The following is a 26,821-nucleotide window of genomic DNA, read 5'->3' as shown; positions in this document are numbered from 1 at the left end:
TCCTTTGTGAGTAGCGTTCGGTTGCAGCGGTGCAACCATTCGGTCAGTTGGTAGCGATGAAGTGGACGAGGTTCTGGTTGTCGAGTTCATCTGGGTCCGTGAGCAGATGGAGCTCTTCGCTGGTGAATTGCTTGGTAATTCGTTCTCCAGGACGGATGACGTCGAGGACGGTCCCTCCGGTGTGCTGGCGTGAAATCGGCGTGTCAACATCGAGACCGGCGTTGCCCCGATAGTAAATTTTCCAGAAAGCTTCAGCTTCGATCGTCCGCCCGTTCGTGAAGTACTCGTCCATGGCTGTGCGATATTCCTGCCGAGAGTTCTGCGGGGAGTCACCGAGTCGGACAATGCCGGTCACCTCACCGGCGGTCGCCTCGATGTGGAGTTCGACCCCATAGCGGTGCAGCTCAAGTCGCAAACCCGGAAGTGCATGGTCGGTCTGTGCATTACGGATGATGAAACGTCGACCTCGTCGATTCGCATGTGCTCCGAGGAGGTTGACGAGTACGTGGCCGGTGACCAGCAGGCTCTGACCGTGGTTGTCGATGATGAGGCTGTCGTCGCCGTCCTCGCTGCACGGAGCGCGCCACGGTCCAGCCTGCCCCGTGTCCGAATCAACGTCCCGAATCAGGAGCTCTCCGAAGGCAGTCGCTGTCCGAAGATCGGCGACTAGCGCCGTGTTGAAGAACTCTCGGGCACCGTGCCATGCACCGAAAGGTAGGTTGAGCGCCTGATAAGCACGTCCGGCCATCAGTCGCATTTCACGATATTTGAATCCGATCGCTTCTGTCGCATGTTCACATGGCGGCGAGATAGGCGACTGTGTCGGAGTGAGGACGACCGTCGCACCAGGTGCCGTCTGTGCAGACGCATCAGCCCCATGCGCCGTGATCGGGGTAGTGATCGCGCTCGGCGAAGGAGGCTGGGTAGCAGAGGAACGGCCAGAAGCAGCGGCGGGCTTTGAGTACGACCACCACCAAGTGGCTGGATCGGCATCAGCGATTTCGTCCCGATATGGTGCGCCCTCGAAAATCAGCCCACGCACATCCCTGCCCATGTGGTCTTCGGTGCGATCCAGACCGTGAATGAAGGAGTTGATGAAGCGGATCACCCAGACCGGCACGAAGTCCGAGTCGTGAGGATCGGCGTGGGCCGTGGCATAGGGCTTGTCGGCCAGTGCCACAACCAGCCGGGCGATGTATTCGAGTTCCGGCCGGTCAGCGACGAGAGCGCCGATCGTCGTGGTCAAAACATCGTCGACTTCCTCGATCGCACCTCTGAGCGCACGTACTTGGTCGGGATAACTCTGGACGAGCTCATGCGCGTACGGAACCTCCTCTCGCGGTCCGGATCGCGGCTCTTCGGCGGCTCGAGACTGGTACCACACCCGATCCCGGTCGTCCTCGTCATTGAGCGGTATCTCCAATGCCCACCGAAATGGTCCTTCGAGGAATCCCAGGACCTCCTTGAGCGTCATCTGCGGATCCAATTCCAGGCGCTCGTCGAAAGTCAGGCTGGTTTGAGCGATCTCGTCACAGTAGTCGGAGTCGAGCTCCATGATTAGTGCATTAAATGAATGCAGAGCTTCGCTGCTTACCTGTGTCGCGGCTTCTGAATGAATCGTGCCAAGCACCGTCTTTCCAGCCGCGAGGCTGATGTCGCCGCGCACACCTGCCCGAACCTTAGCGCGGATGCGTCGCAGATCAGCCACCATCTCCATATTGCTGGTGAAAAATCGATATGAAGTAGGCAGGAAAGCCCTATATCGGATCGTCCTGTTGAGGTGGTCTTCAAGCAAGGAGAGCTTCTCCGGGGTGCTCGCCTCCGGGTCCTCGAGTATATGCGCCAAAACGTCGAGATAGGCTGCGATATAAGAATTGACGAGAACCGGCCGGTTATAGAACAGCATGGCCAGGCCGAGCGCCGAGCCGTTGCCGACTCCCAGGGTCCTCTTCACCTCCTTGTCCAACCTCACTGCCATATTCGGCGAATCGATCCGTGCCAGCTCTTCCACAAGGTCGACGGAGAGTTCGCGCATGAGGTACGCGGAGAGCATCTGCGCGTGATAGGACGTCGCCAAAGGGTGCCCTTTGGGGATTGCGGCGAACGGGATCGTTCCGAACGTTCCGTTACCGTCCAAGCCGGTATTGCGCATGAGGTAACCGACCTTGTGCAGCTCCTTGACGTCCGGTTGCCTCCCTTCCGAAAGCGCATTGCGTACCTCTCCGAATATCCGCAGGCTCTGATTCGACCGAAACCACACGAGAGTGTTCGGAGTCGCACGGCCTTCGTAGAGTCGAGGAATCTCTTCCCGAGTGGCACGCACCTGCTCTGACGTCGCCACTCCATCCAGAAGGGCTCCGATCATGTCCCAACTGGTTCCTATGATTCGACCGGTTCGGTTATTGCCTTGTGGTTCCTGAAGGAAGGCGATGAATGTGAGCGGACCTCCGGGAGTTGTCACGGCATAGCGGATCTGCCCATTGCCCCGTGCATCGAGTTCGAAGAGTTCTCTCTCAATGGTCCATTTCTCTCGAATCATCTTCGCCATGAAGCTCCGCGATGCAGAGAGCCGATTCGGCTGCATTGCCCCGAGATTGCGGGGATCCATCACTGCGTGCGGGTCGAAAGAAATTGTCGAATCAGTCTGTGCCACGGTGCACTTACCCTTCGCTATTGTCAATTATTAATTGACGTACATAAATTTTGTGTTGACGTATTTTGAGATTAGCAAAGAAGGGTCCTCGCTGACCAGAGCCTGATGACAACTTTTTCGAGTTGCACCCTGACCCAGACGGTCGCGCTCTCGCCCGATGACAACCGTGGCTCTCCGTGTCGGCCGCAGCGTTAGGAATCAACGCCCAGCTCTTCCACTGTTCGCGTCGGCGACGAAAGCCGATTACCTTCTCGGCGTGGGCCTCGCGGTCGTCGCTGCCGGAGGCTCGAAGATAGCTATTGGAGAATAATCACGCCGCCGCATGATGGGAATCAAGCAGGTGCCGACTCCCTAGTTCCAAACAGCTCTCAACCTGAGTCAACGACCCCACAGCCCGGACCGAAAGGAATATCGCCAACAATGAATACGATGAAGATCGCCGTCATCGGCGGAGGAATCGCTGGTGTCACCACCGCTTACGGTCTGGCGCGCCGGGGCGCGGCCGTCACCCTGATCGACGATGCCGCATCAGGTCAGGCGACAGCTGCCAGCGCCGGGATCATCGCTCCCTGGGTATCTTCGTCGAGCGGTGCCTTCTATGAAGCGTACTCAGCCGGAGGCAACTACTACCCGGAGTTCCTCGCAAGGCTCCATGACCTGGGGATTCCCGAACTGGGATACAGGCGCTCCGGCGCCCTGATGGTCTCGCGAGACGAAGCAGAACTCGACGCCGTCGAAGACCGGGTAGCCCAGCGCATTGCTGAGTCCGGTTCCGTCGCAGGAACGCTGGAGCGCGTAGACAGCACACAGGTCAACGAACTGTTTCCCGCCCTGTCCCCCGAACTGACGGGTTTGTACGTCTCCGGCGGCGGACGGGTCGACGGCCGCGTTCTCCGGAATGCGACGTTGAGTGCCGCAGTCCTTCTAAGGGCCGAGCACTGCGAGGACGCAGTGATCGCGATCAATCCCCTCGGCGACACCGGATGGCGAGTGCAGACGATGCGCGGTCCGATCGACGTTGACTCTGTCGTCGTGGCAGCAGGGGCAAGAACTCCAGAACTGCTGCTTCCCCTCGATGTGAACTGCGCTGTGAGCCCCCAACGCGGACAGATCACGCATCTGAACCTTCGTGGAGTGAACACTTCACAATGGCCGACGGTCCACCCCTTCACACCCAACTACATGACCCCGTTCGATGATGGCAGGATCGCAGTCGGCGCAACCCGCGAGATCGGGAGCGGCTACGATCCCCGCGTCACCGCCGCAGGACAGATGCAGGTCCTCCAGGACGCTCTGAGCCTGGCGCCGGGGCTGGCCGATGCCACCGTCATCGAGACCCGGGTGGGCATCCGCCCCATGGGCGAAGACAACCTGCCTATCGCCGGAGAGGTGCCAGGCAGATCAGGCCTATGGACTATGACGGGCTACGGCGCGGGCGGGCTGACTCTCGGGCCACTGCTGGGCGATGCCGTCGCCCGCAGCATCCTGGGAGATCCCGCGCCGGAGTTGGCTGCATTTCCCACTGCCATGCCGATGTGACGGCGCCCTCTGATCGACCGGCTAGGGGGGGGCGTGAGCGCAAGAGGGCCGTCCGATCGGCCCAGCAGCTTTCCGGATCACCTTCGGCACAGATGCCACTGCGTTACCTTCGCCGTACAGCAGGCGCTCACCCCTTGCGCATCATAAAGACCGTCACCGAGCTTCCAGCAAGATCGATCCTCAGCTTTCCGTCCTCCGCCTCGTCACTCGTGGAAGGCGACGCACCCGTCGAGTCCACCGCCGCCTCCCCAGTGAACGGCACATCAGCCGGAAGCGGATTCGCAGGCACCACCTGAGTCGCGCTCTTCACATCGTTCGACTCCCCGTACACCTGCAAAGCCGACGAAACACTGAACCCCAACGGCATAGACAGCGTCACAGGATTCCCACCCACCGAAGCCGCGTCATTCGCATTGATCACCGTCGTGACCAGGGTTCGACCATTGTTCTTCACCACGGTGTAGGCGCTCATAGTCCCGCCCCCAGACACCGAAGTCTTAGTGAAATGCCCGCCGACACTGGGCACGAGCAGCCGCAGCCCGAGCATGTTCGGCCTCACCTGAAACTCATTCGACCGGTCCCCGTGATCGGCCGGGTCGCAGATGAGCGACATCGGCGCTCCCCCTTTGCAGGCTCCGAGCATCGAATGCATGGCCATGCGTTCGACTCCCAGGCTGGCCGCGTACATCGTGTAGTCGGCAGCCCACAACGCCGAGGCGTTCGTCAGTGAGGTGTCGTTCGTGCCCGGGCAGCTCGTCGGCCCGGTCTCCTCTAACCACAGCGGCAAATTCGCGGCGTCAGCCTTCGATTTCCCGATGCCGAGGTTCTTCTTCGCAGCCTCTTTCGCTAATGGGTCGATGAGTTTCGCCGCCTGCGGACCGCGACCGGGCACCTTTGAAGCGTCGCATTCGTAGAGCTGATACCAGTGCTGGGAGATCGCGGTCTTGTTCTTGACACCGGAGGCGGCGAATGCGTCCATCCACGCCCCGTCGTAGACATCTGGGCCGATGATCGGCGCATCGGGCCGTTTGGCATGGATCGCCTTGGCATACGCCTCAAGCTGCTCCACGTATTCGTCCTTGTTCCACCCCTTGCCGCGCACAGCTCCACTGGGCACATCTTTGACGGTGTACCCGTTCGGTTCATTGCCGATAGCCAGACCGACAAGGGAATCGCCGAGGATGTCGACCGCGTGCGCGGCCATGTCCGCTCCGCGTCCCGGATCGAAGGCGCCCAGGGGGACGCCGATGGTGACAGACGAACCGGTGGCGTCGACGAGCTTCTTCAGACGTTTGAAGTCATCAGGGGTGATGGTGACCTTCTCACCGTGCTTCGGCTTCTCACCCGTCGACGTCCAAAACGTCCTCCGGTCGAGGGCATTGCCGCCGAACCGCAGCGCCGGCGACCCGAGCGTCTTCAGCTGCTCGTCAAGGTTGGACTGCGCCGGATCGAGCCGGGGGTCGGCCAGGTCGGTCGCTTCGAAGGAGACCCCGATATTGTCAGCGGTCAGCCCGGCCCCGGCCCGCTCTGCCGTCGCAGTGACTGCGGCGGCCTCACCGGAGACATCACCGGCAAACAACTGCTCGAATTCGGTCGGAGTGGGGCTCGGCTCCGGAGCCTGACCAGACGACGATGACCCGCCCGAATCGAACCACGAACACCCCGAGAGAACGAAGACGAGCGCCACGGCGCCGCCCTGGATGCTCCTTCTGAGGTTCACTTCGATAACTCTGCCCTGTCCCTGCGGAATCAACAACCTCCACAGTCCCTTTCGAAACATCACCCGCCCCGCCGATTGCCGAACGCAGGCGAGGTTGCCTCGTCCGATGCCTTGACCACGACGAGCACGATCGCTTCAATTGATACTATGTCTCATAACTCTGCCGCCTCTGCTTCTCGCCGGGGTCGTCGCCGGCGCCTTCTCGTTGGAACCGCGATCACCCTTATCGTTCTGTTCGTGTTTGCCTACGGCGTCAAGCGGGTGATTCAGACGCGTTCCTGGCAGGTGGCCGGAGAACTCGTCAGCCGGGTCGAGACCGATGAACGTATCGTGGCACTGACATTCGACGACGGCCCCACCGACGCCGATGCCGATGCCGTCCTCGACGTGCTCGCTGACCGTGATGTGCCAGCAACGTTCTACGTCAACGGCAAAGATGTCGAAGGCAATGCTTCGACCATGCGGCGGATCATCGCGGGCGGGCATGAGATCGGCAACCATACGTGGAATCATCGGCGCATGGCATTCGTCTCCCCTTCAACAGTTGCCGAGGAGATCGAACCCACCGATGATGTCATTCGCGCTAGTGGATACGACGGGCCCCTGACTTTCCGGCCCCCACACGGTCAGAAGCTCCTCACCTTGCCGCTCTACTTGGCAAAGCGTGACCGCCTCACGGTGACTTGGGACGTCGCCTACGAAGACTGGTCAGGCAGCCCTCAGAGCAGCGGCGACATCGTTGATGCAACTGTTGAGAACACTCAGCCGGGATCGATCATCCTTCTGCACCCCTGGTTCGGCAGAACCAGCACTCAGAAGTCGATCGGCCCCGTGATCGATCGGCTGAAGGAGCAGGGGTACGGCTTCGTCACGGTCTCGGAGCTCATCGGATGAGGCCCCGTGCCACCAGCCGGGATCACATCGACGACATCGCGCTCAAGCTCTTCCTCGACCGCGGTTATCCCAATGTCACCACCGATGACCTGATCAGAGAATGTGGTGTATCGCGGCCGACCTTCTTCCGCTATGTACACTCGCGTGATGCGCTGGTGCTTGATCACATCGCAGCATTCGGCGAACAGGTGGCACTCCTAGTGCGCAACAGCGATTGTCAATATGCCTGGGAAGTGCTGCGCGAGGCAATGTGCGGAGCAATCGAATCACTCGATCCGAATTCGCGAGCGGGCATGGCATTTCGCATCCTGCAAGCCTCACCAGGCATCCGTTCGTCAGCTCTTGAACTCACCCGCGCCTGGCGAAGCCAACTCACAGAAGCGCTCGTAGCCGAATCGCACTTTGGCGGTGATGCGGAACGAAGCGAGGCAGCTGCCGCCATGGCGATCGGTCTGTTCCAGATGACATGGGCGAGGCCCCGAGCAAGCACTGAGGTTCTCCGGAACGCGTTCGACGAAGCACCCTCCCTGACGACGATACGTCCTGACCAGAACTGAACAGTCCTCTCGAAACACCTCTCCACCACCTCGACGCCCACTGTCCGTATCCCCACCCGCCGAGGCGGCCGCCACGCGGCCGTGGCATCGTAGTGGTGGAGACCATGCCACCTGAGGAGGGGAATCGCAGTGCCCGACAATACCGGCAGTTCCTCCCTCACCCCCATCCGCGGAGCCTTGGGTCTGTCGGTGGCGATGGGCATGGGCCGGTTCTTCTACACCCCGGCCCTGCCGCTCATGGTCGCCGCCCTGCACTGGAGTTCCGCTCCCGGCGCATGGATCGCGACGCTCAACTACGTCGGCTACTTCATCGGCACACTCGTCATTGCTCAAGGCTGGGTCGAACCCAACCGGTTCGTCTACCGCCTCAGCCTCATCGTCTCCTCCGTGGGCCTGGCAGCGGTGGCCCTGACCCCGAACCTCGTCTGGCAGGGCGGCATCCGCACGATCGCCGGCATCGCCTCGGGGCTGATCTTCGTGTGCGTGACCCAACGCATTCCCGCGAACTCCCGCAAACCGCGCGACGGCGGCATCTCCTACGGCGGGGTCGGCTTCGGCATCCTCGTCTCCGGAGCCATCGTGCTGGTCGCCGGCAATTTCGCCGATTGGCGCCAGCTGTGGCTCATCTGCGCGGCCGCGTCCGCTGTCTTTTCCACCATCGCCTGGACCTGGCCGATCCCCGCCCGGCTCCCACCACATATCACCCCCGCCGAGGCGGCCGACCCGATCGAACCAGACGATCCGACCGCGGCCGACACCGTCACCCCTTTCGATGCCAACCGCCGCAGAGCCATGGCCATCCTCTCCACCGGCTACTTCTTCCAAGGCGGCGGCTACATCATCATCGGCACCTACCTCGTCGTGCTCGCCGGACCAGTCTTCGGAGCGACCGCGGCCGCCTCGACGTGGTTGATCGCCGGGATCGCGACGGCAGCGTCTCCCCTGACGTGGTCAGCGGTCGCGGCCCGCATCGGCACGGTCAAAGCTCTGACTTTCTGTTACTGCCTCCAGGTCTTCGGTGCCCTGCTCGCCGTCTTCGGGTCCTCACAGGTCGTGCTCATCATCGCCGCAGCCCTCTTCGGCTTCACGTTCGTCGGCGTGGTCATGATGACGATTGGCGTCGGCACACAGATGGGTGTCGCGAACGCCTCGGCGAAGCTGACGTCCTGGTACAGCATCGGTCAGATCGTCGGTCCCGCCGTTGTCGCAGCGGCCCTGAGCGAGCAGATCGCTGCTGCCTTCGTAGCCTCGGCGATCGCGTTGGCCATCGCGATGGCGCTGACGCTGGTGGGGGTCCTCGCCGGCAACGTCGAGCGCTGACGCGCGCCGGGGCGACTCTCCGTCAATCATCCACGCAGAGCCTCCCTCACTACCGACCCGCCGACGAACACCCCGCTAGGCCGCCGGAGACTCAGATAACCGGACGTTTCTGCGCGTACCCGGTCGCCCGAGCGAACACCTCGGCGATGCGCAATAGGAGGGCATCGTTGCCGGCGGCGGTCACGAGCTGCAGACCCACCGGCAGCCCCTCGGGGGTGAACCCGGCCGGCACGGACAGGCACGGCAGGCCCGTGGCCGAGATCGTCGTCGCCGCCCTCATCCAGTCGAGGTAGTTCGGGGTGAGCACACCGGCGACCTCGGTGGGAAATTCGAGATCCGCGTCGAAGGGCGCGACCTGCACTGCCGGGGTGATGAGCACATCATGGGTGGCGAAGAAGACCCGCTGCGAGGCCTCGAGCCTTGCCCGGGCGGCATTGGCTGACTTGAAGTCGGTGAAGGTCAGCGCGGTGCCCTTGTCGACGTTGCACACCATCGCGTCCTTGATCTCTAAACGGTGGGCATCGATGAGGTCGGCATAGGCGGTGGCGAAGTCGAACGCGCGGGTGGCCTGGAAGACCTCCTCTGCGTCGCTGAGGTCAGGCACCGCCTCCTCGACGACTGCGCCGAGGTCGGCGAACGTCTGCGGGTGCGCGGCGATGACGTCGAGCACCCGAGACTCTACCGGCAGACCGAGTCCCAGGTCGGTGCTCCACCCCACCCGCACCCCGGTGAGGTTCTCCAGCGCCGAGACGGCCGGTTCATTATAGCTGCCGTCGACCGGCAGAGAGCCGGGTACGGCGGGATGAGGGCCGGCGACCGCGCGCATGAGCAGTCGGATGTCGGCGACGGTGCGGGCGAGGAATCCCTGACGCGACATCCACGTCCACGGGTTGAGAGCGGATACCACGGGGATCCGTCCGTGCGAGGGCCTGTAGCCGATGAGGTTGCAGAACGAACCCGGTGTGCGCAACGACCCGCCGGTGTCGGAGCCGTCACCGACCGGCTGGATGCCCGCTGCGATCGCCGCGGCCGCACCGCCGCTGCTTCCGCCCGCCGAGGTAGTCGGGTCATAGGGGTTACGCGTGGTCCCGAACAGCGGATTGAACGTGTGGGAACCGGCGGCGAATTCCGGGACGTTGGTCTTGCCGGTCGAATTCACACCCGCCGCCTGCAGCCGGTCGATGAGGACGGCGCTGGCGGTCGGCACATTGTCCTTGAACAGCGGTGAGCCGAAGGTCGTGCGGATACCGGCGGTGGGGATGCTGTCCTTGTGGGTGAGCGGCACCCCGAAGAGTGGGGGCAGATCCCGCCCCTCGGCACGGGCGGCGACGAACTGTGCGTCGGCGGCAGCGGCGCGTTCCCGCGCAGCCTCGTCGACTCGGGTTACGACCGCGTTGATAGACGGGTTGACGGCGTCGATGCGCGCGAGGTGCCCCTCGAGAGCCTCCGACGGCGAGAGCTGACCCGTGCGGATCGCAGTGGTGAGTTCAGTGAGATCGAGATCGGCGTATGCGGTCATGAGGGCCTCTCCTATGCGTAGTCGCGGCGGTTGGGACAAGTCTGCGTCCATCGTGCCCATACACAGTCCACCAGACGGAATATCGGCGAAATCGGTCACGGATGTGGCCGAATCGCGCATCCGCGCCCAGCAAGCCCATCAGCTCCCCGAAGACCCACATACTGTGACCCAAGTCTCATGGCTATCGGACCGAACCATGAGCACCGTGACCGCACACACGAGGAGACACGATGCCCGCACCCTCACCATCAGATCCGCGCAGTACGGGCGAGGCGATCACCGCCTCGGCGCCGGAACCCGCCCCTCGCACCAGAACCGACCAGCCGCGGATGGGACGTCTCTTCCGCGGCCTCGAGGCGGTTGAGCGGGTGGGCAACCTGCTGCCCCATCCGTTCTGGCTGTTCTGGGTGCTCGCGGCGATCCTCGGTGTGATCAGTGCGATCCTCGCCGCAGCCGGCGTCGAGGTGATTCTGCCGGGAACAGACGAGACCGTGGCCGTTAAGAGCCTCCTCTCTGTCGAGGGAGCGGTCATGGCCGTGGATTCGGCGATGGAGAATTTCGCCGGATTCGCTCCCCTGCCCGTGGTCGTCAGCGTCATCATCGGGGTGGCCGTGGCCGAACGCAGCGGTGTCCTCGATGCTCTGCTGCGGCTGACGATCGTGCGCCTGCCCGCCCGCTGGGTGACCTTCGCGGTCGCGTTCACGGCGATGATCTCTCACGTGATGTTCGATGCTTCGTTCATCGTTCTCCTCCCCTTGGCTGCTCTCGCGTTCAAGGCCGTCGGCCGGTCCCCGGTCCTCGGCATCGTCGTCGCCTATGCCTCGATCTCCGCCGGCTACAACGCCTCTCCCCTGGTCACGCCCTCCGATGCGATCATCTCCTCGCTGACGACCACGGCGGCGCAGATCGTCGACGCCGATTACGTCGTGACCCCCTTGGCGAACTACTTCTGGGCGATCGCGTCCTCGGTGATCCTCGCGATCACCGTGACCCTCGTCGTTGAACTCGTGCTCGCCAAACGTCCGGGCCTCGACTCGGACGTCGACCCCGCCACCGTCGAGGAGGATGCCCGCCTTGAACTCACGGCAGTGGAGAAGAAGGGCCTGCTGGCCGCCTCGACGACGCTGTTCGTCCTCGCGCTCGTCATCGTCGCCATCCTCGCACCGACGAACTCACCTTTCCGCGGTGAGGACGGCGGCATCGTCGACTCGGTGATCCTGGCAAACATCGCCGTGGTCATCGGGTTCGCGTTCATGCTCGTCGGCATCGTCTACGGACGTATCACCAGGACCATTCCGAACCTGCGGGCGGTTCCGGACGCGATGGCCGGCGGCATGGGCACCCTGGCGCCGGTGCTCGTCCTCTTCTTCGCGATCTCCCAGTTCCTCGCCTACTTCAAGTGGACGGGCATCGGATCGGTCCTCGCTGTCGGGGGTGCCGATGTGCTGCGTGGATCGGGAATGCCCCCGCTGGTCATCCTGCTCGCGATCATCGTCCTCGTCTCGGGCCTCAACTTCATCGTCACCTCGGGGTCGGCGATGTGGTCGATCCTCGCGCCGGTGCTCGTGCCCATGCTCATGTACATCGACATCCCACCGGAGACGACGCAGCTCGTCTTCCGCATCGCCGATTCGTGCACCAACGCGGTCACACCGATGAGCGGATACTTCGTGCTCGCGCTGGGGATGATGCAGCGGTACCGGAAGGATGCGGGCATCGGCACGTTCATGTCCTTCACGATCCCCCTCGCCTTCACCATGCTCGCGGTATGGGTCGCCCTCTTCATCGTCTGGTACCTCCTCGGACTGCCGATCGGACCAGGAGTCGGCATCCGCTGACATCCCGGCTGACGGCTTCGGCGCTCAGACGGGCACCTGCGCACTGCTCAGTAGAGGCTGCGGCCCCTCTGGTCCGTATCGCGCAGGTGCCCGCTGCGTTTGACCGCGGCGACGAGGTGGGCGGAGTCGAGGGAACGCACGCCGGTGGTCCATTCCGGGGAGGAGATGAGGGTATGGAGTTCGTCGATGCTGCGGCCGACCACGTGGGCGAGCAGGATATCGTCTCCACCGAGGGCCGCGAGGTACCTCACCGCACTGCCGCGCAACAGACTGTCGATGACCTGGACGGAGCTGCCCGGCACGCAGTCGAGGCGCACGATCGCCTCATGGGAGAACCCGAGGTCCTCAGGTTCGACGACGACGCGCAGTCGGGAGTAGTGGTTGTCCTCGAGCCAGGCCAGGCGTCTGCGCACCGTGTTCTCCGACAGTCGGGTGCGGGCGGCGAGTTCGGCCGTCGGTGTTCTGCCGTCTGCCATGAGCAAACGCAGCAGCTCCCGGTCCTGCGGTGAGATGTCGGGGTCGACGCTGACGATAGGGAAACCGGTGCGGCCGGCGGTGTAGCCGAGTCTCGCCTGCTCCTCGGGGGTGAGGATGTCGGGGATCCATTCCCGCACTGAGCGCAGGACCCGACTGGCACGGCGGACCTGCAGGTCGGCGAGCCCCGGTGTGGCGGGCAGCTCGTCGAGGAAGAGCCTCTCGAGGCCTTCGTCGTCGACGCGCAGTTCCGCCAGCACTGGCCACCGACCGGTCAGAGCGTAGGCGAAGACGCAGTCGGGTCTTGCGGCGAGAGAGCGCAGCACCGTCCGGGTGGTGTTGATGACCGGGCGGCAGAAGGCGAGCGCCGTGCGGGTGGGGCCGTTGACTCCGACGACCCGGATGGTGCCGGTGGCGATGAGGTCCGAACCCCGGCGCGTGACCGAGCGGGCGGGCTCGCCGATGGCATCGGCGATCATCGCCCAGGTGGCGCGGGGGCGGATCTGCAGGGCGGAGATGATCCGCCTGTCCAAGGTCGAGAGTCTGCCGCCCCCGGAGCCGTCGTCCCGCTCGCCCAGTCTTTGTGCCATGACGTGATTCTACGGCCGTGAGAGACGCGGGATGGCACAGGTGGGCGCCGTGGCCCAGGTCGGAACGCTGGCGGGGAATATCGATCGTTGACCCGCCGAGGTGGCATATCAGCAGTCGAGCATGTCAGACTACGTAGGCGATTGCTCATTCAATGATCGCTTGATCAGCGAATTGGCACACCAACTACGACAGCCTCCCCAGAGGAGCGCGGAGGAACCGAAGGAGCTATCTCCCATGACAGAAACTTCTGGGATCACAGGTCATTGGGACATCGATCCCTCACATTCTCGACTGGGATTCTCCACACGCCACGCCATGGTCTCGCGTGTGCGCGGAGCGTTCAATCATGTCTCCGGCTTCGCCGACATAGCCGAGGACCTCGCCGATTCGACCGCCGAGGTCATCATCCAGACCGTCAGCGTCGACACCCGCAGCGAGGGACGCGACGAGCACCTGCGCTCGGCAGACTTCTTCGACGTGGAAACCTACCCGGAGATCCGGTTCGTCTCCTCGGCCATCGACGAGGTCGACGAAGGCTCCTATATCGTCACCGGTGAGCTGTCGATCCGTGACATGACGAAGACCGTGTCGATTCCCCTCGAGCTCATCGGCGTCGAATCCGACCCCGACGGCAACGTGCGCGCAGGCCTGGAAGGCTCCCGCCGCATCGATCGCAAGGACTGGGGCGTAACCTGGAATGCGAAGCTCGATTCCGGCGGCGTGCTCGTCAGCGACAAGATCACGCTGGAGTTCGAGCTCTCCCTCATTAAGAACCTCGCCGAGGCGGCCCCCGCCGATTCGTCCGAGACCGCCGTCCAGGCCGAGGCCCCCACCGAAACGCCGGAACCTGCCGCCGAGGCCGCCCCGGCGCCCGAAGTCCCGGAGTCGGTGACCCCGACCCCGGCTGCCGAGACTGCCGCACCTGCTCGGACGGCACCGGAGAGTGCGGCACCGACGGTTCCGAACGCAGAATCTGCAAGCGCGGAGTTCCCTCCCCCGCCACCGGTCAAGCCAGCCGAAACTCGAGCTGACAAGCCGGCAGAAAAGGCACCGGAGACCAAGCAGTCGGGTGATCAGTCGTCCGGAAGCGCGTTCGGAAAGCTCTTCGGCCTCCGCTGAGAACTAACCGGCTGAGACGCCGTCAGAGCCAACTCCAGGCCACTCGCCGTAACCGCGTCGGAAGAGGGCAACCAACGCGTCGCCGAAGGCCACGTTTAGCCGAGTCAACGGGCGGGAAGCAGCCTCTCTCCGGCCCCTGTGTCGGACTGCGGGCAACTCGGCGAGCAATCAATTTCGTGGATAGAGTCTCTTCATGTCTTCCCGCAGAAATTCTTCGGCTATCGATGCCATCGCCGATGCCTACTTCGACGATCTGTGTGTCCTCTCCCCGTCGATCTCACTGTTCCTCGGGGCCGAGAACCCGCACGGTTTCGACGACTACTCCCCCGAGGGGCTGAAAGCTGCCAACGACCTGCGCGCTCGCACACGGGCCAAGGTCGATGCTGCAGAGGCGTATGGGCTTACGACGAGCAGCCTCGATGAGACCGATCTCGTCACCATCGACGCGATGCGCGAACGGTTGGGCACCGCCACGGACCTCTTTGAAGCGGGCCTGCAGCACACTGTCCTCAATGTCATCGAATCGCCGGTCCAACAGATGCGAGACATCTTCGATCTCCTGCCCACGGACTCCACAGCAGGTTGGGAGACCGTCTCTGCCACCATGGCCGCATTGCCGGGCTCGATCGAGGGTTACCGAGAATCACTTCGATATGCGCGGGACCAGCTCGGCCGAGTGCCCGCACGCATTCAGATTGAGCGTGTCGCCGACCAGTCAGAAGCGCTCAGTCAGGCTGACAGCCGTTTCACCACGATCGCCGCAGAGGCCACCAGCGCCACCGCGGAAACCCTCGCCCGCGAACTGACCGTCCACGCCGAAACCGCCAGAGAGTCCTTCGGCGACCTCGCCCGCTTTCTCCGAACCGAACTGGCCGGCTCCGCTCCGAAGAACGAAGCCTGCGGTCGGGAAGACTACACTTTGCTCTCACGCGAGTTCCTCGGCGCCGAGGTCGATCTGGAAGAGACCTACGCCTGGGCCCTCGACGAACTCGCTTCGATCGATGCGGAGCAGAGACGAGTCGCCAACAGCATCCACCCCGGTGCCGAACTCTTCGAAGTCATGCGGATGCTCGACAGCGATCCGCAACGCGCTCTCCATGGTACCCATGCTCTGCAGGAGTGGATGCAGACGGTCGCCGACGAAGCCATCACCGAACTCGGCAAGACCCAATTCGACATCCCGGAACCGCTGCGGACCATCGAGTGTATGATCGCACCCTCGGCCACCGGAGCGGTTTACTATTCTCAGCCCAGCGAAGACTTCAGTCGTCCGGGCCGGATGTGGTGGTCGGTGCCCGATGGTGTGACCGAATTTGCGACGTGGCAGGAGAAGACCACGGTCTACCATGAAGGCATTCCGGGCCATCACCTGCAGATGGGGCAGGCGTCCTACCTCGCCGATTCGTTGAACAAGTGGCGCCGACACGTCTGCTGGGTCTCCGGCCAAGGTGAGGGTTGGGCCCTCTACGCCGAACGCCTCATGGCCGAACTCGGCTTCCTCGACGAACCCGGCGACTATCTGGGTATGCTCGACTCCCAGCGACTGCGCACCTCACGAGTGATCGTCGACATCGGCTTCCACCTCGGCTTCAAAGCGCCGGCTCGCCTCGGCGGAGGCGTCTGGGACCGAGCCAAAGTGTGGGAATTCCTCACGCAGAACGTCGCCATGGACCGAACCTTCCTCGCGTTCGAACTCGATCGGTATCTCGGTTGGCCCGGGCAGGCCCCGAGTTACAAGATCGGTCAGCGGCTGTGGGAGGACATCAGAGACGAATCCCGCACCGCTGCGGGCGCGGGATTCGATCTCAAGGAATTCCACAGTCGTGCACTGAACCTCGGGTCGATCGGACTCGACCCACTGCGCAGCGCACTGCTGCGTTGAGCATGGCGCATCCATGCGCGGGGGTGCCCCTACCTGCGGCCCCGCCCTGCGGCCCGATGCGAACTTACTTGGTCTCCCACTCCCAGTAGTTCCAGAACATCGACGGATCGAGCGTCGTTGTCGATACGTTCGAGACCTTGTCCCCGTGGATCGTCAGTGACGGGTGCTGGAAGAGCGGCAACCCGAAAGCATCATCGACGAGCTGCTTCTCGACGTCTTTAGCCAGGGACGCCTGCTTGTCCGGGTCGATGGTCACTAGCATCTCATCGAGCGTCTTATTCAGATCCTTGTTGTCGTACCCGCTGTAGTTGTTCAGTGCGCCCTTGCGGTAGTACGAGTCCGACTCCGTCACCGCCGTCGTGCTCAGCGCCCATCCGAACAGCGAGGCGTCATAGGTCCCATCGCCGAGGCGGGTCCCCCAGTTGACGTCTCCGGCGTCCTCGACCTTGAAGCCGGCTTTCTCTGCTGATTCCTTGATCAGCGCGAACAGTTGGGATCGTCTGGCATTCGTGTTGTCGTAGAGGAAGCGCACGCTCGGTGCCTCGGCACCGGCTTCGTCCAGCAGCTTCTTCGCTCCGTCGATGTCGACCTCGTCGTAGTCCGAGATTCCGGACTCGGCGACGATATCGTCGTACAGCGGCGAGTCAGGAGCCTGATTGAATGAATCCCGTACCTCGGCCTCTTCGTTGAGAGGCTTGATGAGCCGATCGACGATCTCCTGACGTGGCAGTGATTTGAGGAATGCCTGACGGACCTTGAGCGCAGCGTCTTCGTCCCCGCCATAGCTGGCCGGGTCGAAGGGGCCGCTGTTGTCGAATGTGAGGTCGACGTGCTCGAACGTGGCGTCCTCGCCTGGCAGGATCGACACATCCTCGAGCTTCTCCGCAGCGGAGAGGACATCGGCCGTCGACTGCGGCTGGGTCAGGTCGACCTCGCCATTTTCGATCGCCTGGACCATGGCCATCGGGTCACCGTTGTAGCGGATCGTCACAGTATCGATCTTGGGTTCGACCGATCCGGTGTAGTCCTCGTCGCGGGACAACGTCAGGTACTGCCCCTCTTCGAAGTCGGTGATCTCATAGGGCCCGTTGTGGACGAGCAGGTCTTTGTTCTCCGGCATCGAGGTGAAGTCGAAGCCGGTGTTCCAGAAGTTCGAGATCTTCGACAGAGCGTTCTTGTCGTTGGATTCGATCGCATCGAGGATCGCTTCCTTGCCCTCTTGTGGGTCGGTGTTGCCCAAAGCATTCTTGGCCACGATATGTGCGGGCACTCCCGAACCGTAGGCTCCGAGTCCGAATTCGGTCTCCCAGTCGGCGAAGGGTTTCGAGTATGTGAACGTCAGGGATTTGCCGTCCTCGCTGATTTCCGGGAAGTCGTCGATCAGTGGGGCGCCCACTGCCGAGGAGTCGAAGAAGACTGTGCCGTCGGGATTGTCCTGCAGGGTGCCGTCATCGTCACGGTTGTCGTCGACGGTATTGAAGTGCTGGGATCGTGCCGCCCAGGTCAAAGCGAGGTCTGCTGCGTCAACCGGAGTTCCGTCCGACCAGTTTGCGTCTTCGCCGAATGTGTACTTGACCTTCAGCGGGTCGTCGGAGACCTTTTCCACTTCGCCGAGGGCACCATCGTGCAGTTCGAGTTCGTCGTCGTAGTACTTGAAATTGTCATTGCTCATATAGGCGACGATGGTGTTGGCGACGGCATTGCCGTCCATCGTCATGTCATTCATCGACCGGAAGGCTTCGTTCCATCCGATGTTGAGCACCGATCTGCCGCCGCCTGAGCTGTCGTCTGCGCCTCCCGGAGGAGTGCATCCGGTGATGACGATCGCCGTCGCAGCGGCGAGACTTCCAGCGATGAAATGCTTCTTCACATTGTCCTCTGTTTCCTAGTGATCTTCTGTGGGTGGAGCAGATCTGCTGTGCCGCGCTTATTGCGGCTGTCCTCACATAGCGTTTGCGCTCTGGAGCTGTCTCACTCCGGCCGGAGCGCTGACGCGCAGAAGGAGCGCGAATGCCTGGTCGACGAGGATGGCGAGTACGGCGACCCAGATGGCGCCGGCGATGACTCCCTCCATCCCGTAGGCGACCTGGTTGAGGATGACATCGCCCAGGCCTCCGCTGCCGGCGATCGTGGCGATGGTCGCCGAGCTCACCGTCAGCACCGCGGAGGTGCGGATGCCCGCGATGATCATCGGCAGCCCCAAGGGCAGTTCGACCTTGAGCAGCACCTGACCGGGTGACATGCCCATACCGCGAGCAGCGCGAGTGAGGTCACGGTCGATCGAGTCGACAGCTTGGAAGGCATAGCTGAGGATCGGCGGAAAGGCGAGCAGGAACAGGGCGATCATCGCGTTGAGCATGCCGATGCCCACGAAGCCGATTAGGATCGCGATGAGCGCGAGACTCGGCAGGGCACGACCGATGTTGGTCACGCTCACAGCGAGGAACTCGCCGCGGTGGGCATGGCCGAGCCAGACCCCGATGGGCACACCGAGGGCGATGGCCGCAAGCAACGGGATGAGGCTGATGACCAGATGGTCGCCGGTCTTGGTCAGGAGCAACGCGACGTTGTCGATCATGAAGGGGAAAGCTCCGAAGATGACGTGCATCAGTTCCTCACTTTCGTCCAGGGGGTGAGTCCTCTGCCAAGCAGGACGAGCAGACCGTCAAGCGCGAAGGCCAGCAGCACTGCAAGGGCTCCGGCTCCAACGAATTGCGTGTTGAATGGTGACGAGACTGCTTTGATGATCGGAGATCCCAGACCGTCGTCGATGACGAAAGCGGCGATCGTCGCGATGCTCACCGTGAGCACCGTGGCGATGCGTACCCCGGAGATGATCGATGGCAGCGCCAGTGGCAGCTCGACCTTGAGCAGCAGCTGATTGCGGTCAAGCCCCATGCCTGTCGCGGCCCGGCGCACGTCATCGGGGACGCCGGAGAGTCCGACGAGCACTGCCTGGAAGATGATGACGAGGGTGAAGCATACGAGCGCGATCTCGACTGTCAGCAGGCTCAGCCCGGTGAAAGGCACGAGCAGTTGGAACAGAGCCAATGGCGGCAGGGTGTAGAGGAAAGTCGCGGCCATGCCGATCGGTCCAGCCAACCACTTCTTTCGGTAGGCCAACAGTCCGGCGAAGAATGCGATGACGAAACCGATCGATACGGCGATGGCAACCATGACGATATGACTGAGCACTGGGGGCCAGAAGACGGTCGACCATTGGCTGATGAACCAGTCGGTGCAGAATGCTCCGTTGTTGATCACACAGTCAGAGGCCTGCCCGTAGTCGGGGATGACGGGGTCGCCGGCGGGGGCGAAGTCGCTCATGTTCTCACGCCTTCCCGGTCCTCTACGGCGACCGGCGGTGCGATGAGGTCGTGCAGGCTCACCTCGCCGAGGCGGTTGCCGCCTTTGTGGACGATGGCCCCCTCCGCCCGAGCAGCGGAGACTACAGACAGTGCTTCGCGCAGAGTCATTGTGGCCTCGACGTCGGGCCACTGCGCCGTCTCAGCACTCGCTCGGTCGCTGCGGCCGGGAACGATCTCGCCGACCGTCGTCAGCGCCAGACGTTTGAGTCCGCGCTCGGATCCGAGGAACTCGGCGACGAAGTCATCGGCCGGGTTCGACAGCACCTCGGACGGCGTGCCGAACTGAGCGAGTTTGCCGCCGGGCTTAAGGATGGCGATCCGGTCCGCCATCTTGATCGCCTCATCGATGTCATGGGTGACGAACAGCGTCGTCTTGCCCACCGCACGGTGAATAGCGAGGAATTCGTCCTGCACTGCGACCCTGGTGATCGGGTCGAGGGCACCGAAAGGTTCGTCCATGAGCATGACCGGCGGGTCAGCGGCGAGCGCCCGGGCTATGCCCACGCGTTGCTGCTGTCCACCGGAGAGTTGAGCCGGGTAGCGCGACAGCCAGGTCTCGACTGGGCTGAGCCCGACCAGTTCGAGCAGTTCGGCCGTGCGCGTACGGATACGCTCTTTGTCCCAGCCGAGGATGGTAGGGACTGTGGCGATATTGTGGGCAACCGTGTAATGGGGGAAGAGGCCGGACTGTTGGATCGCGTAGCCGATGGTCCGCCGCAGTTCGATGGCTGACTGGTCACTGATCGAGCGGTCGCCGATGCGGATGTCGCCGCTGGTGAGATCGACGAGTCGGTTGACCAGCTGTAAGGCTGTGGTCTTTCCCCCGCCGGAGGGTCCGACGAGGCAGACGAGTTCTCCGGCCTCGACCTCAAGATCGAGAGCGTCGAGAGCGGGCGCGGCCGCGCCTGGGTAGGTCTTCGTAGCTCGGTCAAAGGTGATCGAGGTTCCTGTGGAGTGCTGGGTCATTTCACATCATTCCGTTCTCGTCGAGGAACTCCTTCGCCACCTGTGCCGGATCGAGCCGGTTAATGGCGGAGGCCTCGTTCATCGCCTGGATCGCTTCCAGGGTGAGCAGCGACTGCAGTTCGTCGAGGAACTCAGAAGCATCGTCATCGAGCTCGGCGAAGGTGTCGTCACGGATGAGGGGGACGACGTTCTGGAATCCGAAGAGCTTCTCGTCGTCATCGAGGACGACCAGATCGCTGCGCAGCAGCTGCGGGTCGGTCGTGAAGACGTCTGCAGCGTCGATCTCTCCTCGCTCGATGGCCTGGTAGTTGAGCCCGATGCTCAGCGTTTTGAGTTTCATGTTCTCCAGCCCGTAGGTCTCCACGATGCCTTCGTAGCCCTGGCCTCCAGTGACATTGTCGGGGTAGGTCGAGTAGGTGAAGTCGCCGATCCCTTTGAGGTCGGACACGGTCGTCAGATCGTGCTGATCGGCGAAGTCTCGCCGCACAGCGATCGCGTTCTTATTCTCGAACGGTGTCGCCTCGAGCATCGTCACCTGGTTGTCTTCAGCCCACGTCTGTGCGAGATCGTAAGTCTGCTCAGCGGAGTCCATGAGCTTCTCTTCCCCCATGAAGCTGACGACCATGACTCCGGTGTACTCGGGGTAGAGGTCGATCTGGCCCGAGAGCAGAGCCGTGCTGATGATGTCGCTGGAGCCGACGTTCGTCTTGAGATCGACCGTGTAGCCGAGGTTCCTCAACCCCTGAGCGTAGAGCTCGCCCGTGATCCAACTCTCAGCAAATCCCTTCGACCCGACGGTGATCGGCCTTGTGCTCTTCTTCGCCCCCGACTGGTCACTGAGCTGACTGCTGGTGCATCCGCTCAGCGACGCGGCGGTCACTCCGAGCGCCCCCAGACCCAGCAGGCCTCGGCCGAGCCCAATCAGCGTCTGCCGTCTGTCGACATGTCGAATTTGTCCGAATGCGACCATTCCGCCTCAATTCAGATGGCGAGGGATGCTCGCCGAGGTGGTTCGAGTGTGGAATGGCTCCCCATCGAGGTAGGCGACGAGTTCGTTGGTGACGACGAAGTTCTCCGCGTCACCGCGCATCGTCGATCGAGTGCGCAGTTCGACGCCCCAACCCGAATCGACTGCTGCGTTGTCTGCAGCCTGCGCGTGGTTCGCCCCGATCTCCAGCGCCGGGCGCCGGTAGATGATCGTTCTTTCACATGTCGCCACAGGAGACTGCGGGTCGTTCTCACTGCGTGAGTAGGAGTCCCGCTCGTTGGTGTAGTAGAAGAGACCGTCGCTGAGGTCGGTCTGCCAATCCTCGGTCACCGTGGTCACGGTGGCGTTGCGGCCGACGAGGTCCCAACTCAGCTCACGGGTCATCGGCGCACCGCCCGCTTCGATGACGGACACCGGCGGGGTCGGCGGGGTGCCCAACTGTGCGGTCACCTCGGCGGTGGTGCGGGCGTCGTCGTCGACGGAGGCCACAGTGCGGATGGGCAGTGTCAGCTCGGGAGTGGAGTCGACGGTGATGAATGTGGTTTCCGGCGAGGGCCAGAGGTTGGGCCAGAAACTCGCGGAGATGCTCAAGCGCAGATGATGCCCTGGAGCGAACCGGTGCGCTGTGGCCAGGAGCGGGAAATCGACGGTGAGAGGAGTTCCCGGAGTGAGCGGTTCGGGGGTCTCGTGGCTCGAATGATGGGCGAGATTGAACAGTCCTAACGTGACCAGGCGTGAGCTGCCGTCGGGAGCGACATCGCACAGACGAGCCGCGATGACTCCTCGATCATGATCAGAGGTGAGCGTCGCTCGCACGGTCGGTGTGCCGACGATCTCCAGACCGCTCTCGACGTCCCAGTCGCAGGTGTAGGACCGAGCATCGTCTGCGGCCTGGTCTCCTGCCATCCCGGCGGGTTCGCCGAACTGCAGCCAGCTTCCTCCCTGGAAGCCCAGCAGCGAGGTGGAATCGAGCGGAGTGTGGTCGGAGATCTTCGCTTCGGAGGCGGGCATCACTGTGTCCGCGATCTGCGGGCTCGGCCAGGTCGACTCGGCGATCCATCGTCCCGGACGGTGCTCACGGTCGGAGTGGATCGGGGTGCTGTCGGGAACATAGGCGCGCAGCTGCGGCTGTTCGTCAACGCCGTTGTCGATCCCGCTCATCCACTTGTCCCACCACCGTACCGCTTCGGAGATGAAGTCGATGCCGGGGCCAGGAGCGGCCTGGTGGGGATAGTTGTGGGCCCAGGGTCCCAGCAGAGCGTGGACCGGTGGCGCGGCGGAGTCCGACTCACGCCGACGCTTGGCATTGTCCATGAGGCGGAACAGTGTTGTCCGGTATTCGTCGAGCAGTCCACCGACGGCCAATATGGGAACCTCGATAGCGTCAGGCGTCTCGCAGACCGATGCGTGCTTCCAGTAGTCGTCACGTCGCTGGTGTCCGAGCCAGTCCTCAATATTGACTGGAGCTTCGTCAATGCGTCGCTTCCAGTCGTCTTTCCAACCGTCGACCATCACCGCGGGGTCTTGGGGTCGGGCGTTGTACGCCCACATCGTCGAGGCCCAGGAGAGCATCTGGTCACCGACGATGGCTCCGCCGTTGTAGTGGACGTCGTCGGCATAGCGGTCATCGGTGGAGCAGATGGTGATGACGGCGGCGAGTTCCGGCGGCTGCAGTGCGGCAAGCTGCAGGCCGTTGAATCCGCCCCACGACTTGCCGATGACGCCGACTCTGCCGTTGCACCAGCCCTGTGCGGCGATCCATTTGAGTACCTGCAATCCGTCGTCGAGTTCCGTCGCCGAGTACTCATCGGTCATGACACCGGTCGAGTCGCCGCAGCCGCGAAGATCGACACGGACACTGGCATAGCCCGCGCGGGCGAACTCAGGATGGATCGTGTCATCGCGACCAGCGGTCATGTCATTCTTGCGGTAGGGAATGTACTCGAGAACAGCAGGAACAGCATCATCACCGAGATCTTCGGGCAACCAGACTCGAGCAGCGAGTTCGAACCCATCACTCAAAGTGATGCGTGTGTGTTTGATGATTCGAACCGGTCGAGGATCTTCGCGGTAACGATCGGCCGGGGCGAGCGATTCGGTGTGGGTGTCGTCGGGAAGTGCAGAGCTCTCAGTATTCGATGACATGGCATGCCAGTCTACGGACGCTCCTGAACCGCTGTTCAATACGCTCAAAGGCTGAGATGTGGCTGACAATATTCTCGCCGACCAGCGCGTTGATTGCCCGCGATGCGGCACCGGTGCCGCTGTGAATAATGTCCAGACCCGCTAGTGAGATCGGTACGTGCACGGTTCCCACCCGCAGCTACTATTGGTCTCACTGCCGTGTGACCTGACAGAGAAAGTGGGACTGCCATGGCCAAGCTGACGAAGATGGTATCGGCCATCGGTTCTCTCAAGGACCTCAACTCCGCCCGCGCCGAGTTCGATGACGCGTCGAAGACCATCCCCGCCGAGGTGGCTTTCCCTCCCGCAGACATCCGCCCAGCTGCGGACGATTCCCGCACCCTCATGCTTCGGGTGACGAATCCCGGAAACCCCGCCGAAGCGGCTCCACAGTCTTCGAGCCAAGGTGATACGTTCGCGGTCATCCACGTTCCCGCCGCCGGCGAATTCGCTGCCGTGCTCGTTTTCAACCCGTCGACGCAGGTCGAGTCGGGTCAGACGTTCGGCACAATCGCTGACGAGGGTGGCTGGCCGGTCGTCGTGGCCATGGCCGAGGAGTTCCTTGGCATCCGCATCGATCACATTGCACAGCTGGAATCGGAGGCGCTGGGTCGAGTCATCGGCGAGCTCGATGGTCTGCAGGTGTACAGCCGCGCTGCGTTCAACGCCGGCGGCACCGACTTCGTCGAGGGGACGAACAATCTCGACGGTGCGACATCGTCGATCTTCACTGCCGCGGATCCGGTCGATGATGCCGGCCAGACGCGGACCCGCAATCAACGTGCGGTCGTGCGTGCGCTCGTCCAAGGACTGAAATCAGGCGGGCTGGTCAAAGACCCGAACAAGGGCGCGGCCGTGCTCGGGCAATTCGCTTCGGGGATTCGGCACAACGCCAAGCTGACCACGAGCGAACTCGTCAAGATCGCCAACGGTCTCCGCACCCTGCAGACAGACGACATCGCGGTGGTCACTGTGCCCACGAATTCCCGCCGTAGGGAAGATGGCACAGTCATCATCGACTTCGACCCCGAGGCGATGCCTCCCCTCAAGAATGCCCTAGCAGGCAACGACCTCGCAGACTTCTTCCGTTACCTCGTCTCTTTGGGGTATTAGAAGGTCGCGTCGATCTATCCGCACAGCGACTCCCCTGGAATAGCCGCCGCGCTGGTAGTCGCGTAACCCAGGTCGAGGGCTCCTCGCCGCTCCCAGTATTCCGTTGCAGATTCCAGGATTGTGATGAAGCAGCGAGAGGCCCTGGACCATGACTCGGTAATAACCTTACGCAGAGACCGGACTCCTAAACCGACGCGATCGCCTGAATGGAGCCCGTAGAGGGCCCAGTAGCTGGTGTCAGAGTCAAATCCGATCTTGTGTGCGACAAGAGTCTCCCCATTCACCTCGACCTCAAAACGCATATAGTCAGTGCCTCGAGAGTTGACGTAATTGCTCCACAGGCTGAATGTGAGGACACCGGAACTCTCGTCCGACCAAGTCACTACTCGTCTGGCGAACGCTCCGATTCCAAGCGCTTCGGCCGGAATCTTGATTTCGCCCCACGGGCAGTCGACTGTATGGCTGTTGGATTCCATCGACAGCGGCCCGGCCGACAGCGGATGGTCATTGTTATCCCCGGCTCGCCCGATCCAGGGTGGAGCCGCGATTGCTTGTGCCTTCGCGTCGGTGAGCGACTCTCGAAGAATAGTGTTCTGCTTGTAGAGATTGTTCCTATTGTTGATTCCAGGAAAATTGAGCTCGGGCCAATTGCGGTCGATGAGCTCAGTGAACATGATCCCGGACCGTCGTTCGTCCTCAGATCCAGCGAGCCCTAGTTCGACGATGGCTCGCATGTTCAGCGGCGAGATCGAGTCGAATGCCGGGTCGGTTTCGTTGTAGATCTCGGCCAGCCATCGCCCCATCCGGATCTCCCAATAGAACATGTCCGAAGCCACAAAGTCGTGCAGCGCATCCGGGTAGCCGAACTGCTCCAGTGTCGCATCGAGCTTCTTCTGATAGTCCTTGATCTCTTCCTCATCGAGGTTGTCGTTCTTCAGTCGTGAGGACATGAGACCCTTGACCAGGTCGATCGGATCCCTCTGCTTGGTTGATCCATAGTACGAACGGATCGTCTCTTGAGTGTTGCCCCTGAAGTGCAGCCCCGTGCTGTTTCCGAAATTCTCGACTTAGCGGGCAACGAGCCATCGACCGTGTTCGACAAGAGAGTTCTTGTCAGCAATGGCTTTGTCTTCTTCGGTGAACCTCGCGCCTTCTCCATGCACGATCGGCACGTGGTTGACGTGCGCAAGCGCCATTACTTGCTGGGAGAGGTCTCGATCCATCTACATGGCCTGTGCCCAATTGCCGTTCCTATTGTTAGTGAAATAGGTAAATGCGTCGACTCTGTCTTTGTGCTCACGCAGTGCGGCGAGAACCACTCTGGAGTCGAGCCCTCCGGACAATGACACGAAAAAGCGGTCGGTGGCTTGGGCGAATGCACTCATCTGCCCCAGCCACAGTCGATTGATCTCAGAGGCGCGTTCTTCGAAGGTCAACCCGGTGAAGCGGTTGCGCTCCCGCGGGTAGTATCGATAGGTGCGTCTCGACTCGAGCTCGAGCACATGGTTCGGAAGCAGGGCACGAATTGTAGGATACGGTGTTTCGTCCCAGGCGAACGACAGTGGCAGCGCCGCCCATGACTGAGCTGCCTTCAGTTCGTCAGAACCGCGAGACTCGACACCGATAGGCGAAGCGAGCAGATGTGCGTGCGTGGAGAACGCTAGTCGTTCCACGTCGTAGTAGATCGTGCGAGTGCCGTGTGCATCGTGGAAGACCCGGTACAGTCCGTCGACCTCGACGACAATTGCGTATCGTCCGCCAAGGTAATCCAATGCGTTGAGGAACTGCTCCTGATTTGAAGTGAGCTCAGCATGAAGGCCTCGGCGATTACCTGCAGTTCAGCCGTTGGCTCGGCCTGATCAGCGCAAGGAGGGACGAATGCAGCTGTCCCAACAACCAGAACTGACGCTGATTCTGACCGGACGATGGTCGGCGTCCGCTCATTGTCGAACCATATGGAAAGCTCACCAAAGCTCAAGTGTACGAAGCGCTCCGGAGGGCCATCACATCCAGAAGTCTCCAGCGACTGGTGGTGAGCGATAAACTCTCGCGGGTACAAAGAGAAAACTGAAGGCATGTAAGTATTGTAAATAGCA

The 26,821-nt window shown here is 62.4% G+C and carries 20 protein-coding genes; 8 read left to right on the top strand and 12 right to left on the bottom strand.

The window, feature by feature from the left end; all coding sequences use genetic code 11:
- Nucleotides 1-43: 43 nt before the first annotated feature.
- The gene (locus tag D3I60_RS14680; RefSeq protein ID WP_262777034.1) at nucleotides 44-2,548 is read right to left on the bottom strand and encodes a hypothetical protein; all 2,505 of its coding nucleotides are present in this window, start codon (nucleotides 2,546-2,548) and stop codon (nucleotides 44-46) included.
- Between the two features lie 525 nt (nucleotides 2,549-3,073).
- Between D3I60_RS14680 and D3I60_RS14675 the strand changes: the two genes are divergently transcribed.
- Nucleotides 3,074-4,192, top strand: a complete 1,119-nt coding sequence (locus D3I60_RS14675) for an NAD(P)/FAD-dependent oxidoreductase (RefSeq protein ID WP_262777032.1) — start codon at nucleotides 3,074-3,076, stop codon at nucleotides 4,190-4,192.
- Nucleotides 4,193-4,319: 127 nt separating this feature from the next.
- Here the strand turns inward: D3I60_RS14675 and D3I60_RS14670 are convergent, their stop codons facing one another.
- Complete coding sequence (locus tag D3I60_RS14670) at nucleotides 4,320-5,912, bottom strand: hypothetical protein (RefSeq protein ID WP_262777030.1); 1,593 nt, start codon at nucleotides 5,910-5,912, stop codon at nucleotides 4,320-4,322.
- Nucleotides 5,913-6,149: 237 nt separating this feature from the next.
- On the opposite strand from D3I60_RS14670, the gene D3I60_RS14665 reads away from it, so the two are divergent.
- From D3I60_RS14665 to D3I60_RS14655, 3 genes are all read left to right on the top strand, one after another.
- Nucleotides 6,150-6,806 carry a polysaccharide deacetylase family protein gene (locus D3I60_RS14665; protein ID WP_262777028.1) on the top strand — a complete coding sequence of 219 codons (657 nt, stop codon included), beginning with the start codon at nucleotides 6,150-6,152 and terminating at the stop codon, nucleotides 6,804-6,806.
- Nucleotides 6,803-7,363 (top strand): TetR/AcrR family transcriptional regulator, encoded by a 561-nt coding sequence (locus D3I60_RS14660; protein WP_262777027.1) that lies wholly within the window; start codon nucleotides 6,803-6,805, stop codon nucleotides 7,361-7,363. The genes D3I60_RS14665 and D3I60_RS14660 overlap by 4 nt, the downstream gene beginning before the upstream one ends.
- A gap of 129 nt (nucleotides 7,364-7,492) precedes the next feature.
- Nucleotides 7,493-8,683 (top strand): YbfB/YjiJ family MFS transporter, encoded by a 1,191-nt coding sequence (locus D3I60_RS14655; RefSeq protein WP_262777025.1) that lies wholly within the window; start codon nucleotides 7,493-7,495, stop codon nucleotides 8,681-8,683.
- A gap of 91 nt (nucleotides 8,684-8,774) precedes the next feature.
- On the opposite strand, the gene D3I60_RS14650 is transcribed toward D3I60_RS14655, so the two are convergent.
- Complete coding sequence (locus D3I60_RS14650) at nucleotides 8,775-10,202, bottom strand: amidase (RefSeq protein ID WP_262777024.1); 1,428 nt, start codon at nucleotides 10,200-10,202, stop codon at nucleotides 8,775-8,777.
- A 230-nt stretch (nucleotides 10,203-10,432) separates the two neighbouring features.
- Between D3I60_RS14650 and D3I60_RS14645 the strand changes: the two genes are divergently transcribed.
- Nucleotides 10,433-12,040 carry an AbgT family transporter gene (locus D3I60_RS14645; RefSeq protein ID WP_262777023.1) on the top strand — a complete coding sequence of 536 codons (1,608 nt, stop codon included), beginning with the start codon at nucleotides 10,433-10,435 and terminating at the stop codon, nucleotides 12,038-12,040.
- A 47-nt stretch (nucleotides 12,041-12,087) separates the two neighbouring features.
- On the opposite strand, the gene D3I60_RS14640 is transcribed toward D3I60_RS14645, so the two are convergent.
- Nucleotides 12,088-13,104: an Lrp/AsnC family transcriptional regulator gene (locus D3I60_RS14640; RefSeq protein ID WP_262777021.1), complete on the bottom strand. Its 1,017-nt coding sequence runs from the start codon at nucleotides 13,102-13,104 to the stop codon at nucleotides 12,088-12,090.
- Between the two features lie 235 nt (nucleotides 13,105-13,339).
- Here D3I60_RS14640 and D3I60_RS19200 point away from each other — a divergent pair, with 235 nt between their 5' ends.
- Entirely contained in the window at nucleotides 13,340-14,224 is an 885-nt protein-coding gene (locus D3I60_RS19200; protein ID WP_346659577.1) for a YceI family protein, read from the top strand.
- A 193-nt stretch (nucleotides 14,225-14,417) separates the two neighbouring features.
- Nucleotides 14,418-16,106, top strand: coding sequence for a DUF885 domain-containing protein (locus D3I60_RS14630; RefSeq protein WP_262777019.1), 1,689 nt, complete (start codon nucleotides 14,418-14,420; stop codon nucleotides 16,104-16,106).
- Between the two features lie 64 nt (nucleotides 16,107-16,170).
- Here D3I60_RS14630 and D3I60_RS14625 read toward each other — a convergent pair whose 3' ends face one another.
- The 6 genes from D3I60_RS14625 to D3I60_RS14600 form a co-directional block, all read right to left on the bottom strand.
- Complete coding sequence (locus D3I60_RS14625; protein ID WP_262777018.1) at nucleotides 16,171-17,976, bottom strand: ABC transporter family substrate-binding protein; 1,806 nt, start codon at nucleotides 17,974-17,976, stop codon at nucleotides 16,171-16,173.
- Nucleotides 17,977-18,048: 72 nt separating this feature from the next.
- Nucleotides 18,049-18,714, bottom strand: a complete 666-nt coding sequence (locus tag D3I60_RS14620) for an ABC transporter permease (protein WP_262777016.1) — start codon at nucleotides 18,712-18,714, stop codon at nucleotides 18,049-18,051.
- Entirely contained in the window at nucleotides 18,714-19,433 is a 720-nt protein-coding gene (locus tag D3I60_RS14615) for an ABC transporter permease (protein WP_262777014.1), read from the bottom strand. Before D3I60_RS14615 ends, D3I60_RS14620 begins: the two co-directional genes overlap by 1 nt.
- Nucleotides 19,430-20,440, bottom strand: coding sequence for an ABC transporter ATP-binding protein (locus D3I60_RS14610; protein ID WP_262777012.1), 1,011 nt, complete (start codon nucleotides 20,438-20,440; stop codon nucleotides 19,430-19,432). Before D3I60_RS14610 ends, D3I60_RS14615 begins: the two co-directional genes overlap by 4 nt.
- Before the next feature lies 1 nt (nucleotide 20,441).
- Nucleotides 20,442-21,410, bottom strand: a complete 969-nt coding sequence (locus tag D3I60_RS14605; RefSeq protein ID WP_262777010.1) for an ABC transporter substrate-binding protein — start codon at nucleotides 21,408-21,410, stop codon at nucleotides 20,442-20,444.
- Between the two features lie 6 nt (nucleotides 21,411-21,416).
- Nucleotides 21,417-23,573, bottom strand: a complete 2,157-nt coding sequence (locus D3I60_RS14600) for a CocE/NonD family hydrolase (RefSeq protein ID WP_262777008.1) — start codon at nucleotides 23,571-23,573, stop codon at nucleotides 21,417-21,419.
- 228 nt (nucleotides 23,574-23,801) lie between these two features.
- Between D3I60_RS14600 and D3I60_RS14595 the strand changes: the two genes are divergently transcribed.
- Nucleotides 23,802-24,725 (top strand): LCP family protein, encoded by a 924-nt coding sequence (locus D3I60_RS14595; RefSeq protein WP_262777006.1) that lies wholly within the window; start codon nucleotides 23,802-23,804, stop codon nucleotides 24,723-24,725.
- Between the two features lie 14 nt (nucleotides 24,726-24,739).
- Here D3I60_RS14595 and D3I60_RS14590 read toward each other — a convergent pair whose 3' ends face one another.
- Both D3I60_RS14590 and D3I60_RS14585 read right to left on the bottom strand, forming a co-directional pair.
- Complete coding sequence (locus tag D3I60_RS14590) at nucleotides 24,740-25,675, bottom strand: hypothetical protein (RefSeq protein WP_262777004.1); 936 nt, start codon at nucleotides 25,673-25,675, stop codon at nucleotides 24,740-24,742.
- A gap of 273 nt (nucleotides 25,676-25,948) precedes the next feature.
- Nucleotides 25,949-26,497: a hypothetical protein gene (locus D3I60_RS14585; RefSeq protein WP_262777003.1), complete on the bottom strand. Its 549-nt coding sequence runs from the start codon at nucleotides 26,495-26,497 to the stop codon at nucleotides 25,949-25,951.
- Nucleotides 26,498-26,821: the final 324 nt, after the last annotated feature.

It is taken from the genome of Brevibacterium permense (genome assembly GCF_025506275.1).
GTDB classification, from domain to species: Bacteria; Actinomycetota; Actinomycetes; order Actinomycetales; family Brevibacteriaceae; genus Brevibacterium; species Brevibacterium permense_A.
Note: the sequence above shows the minus strand (reverse complement) of the source record. Positions and strands in the feature narration are given on the sequence as shown.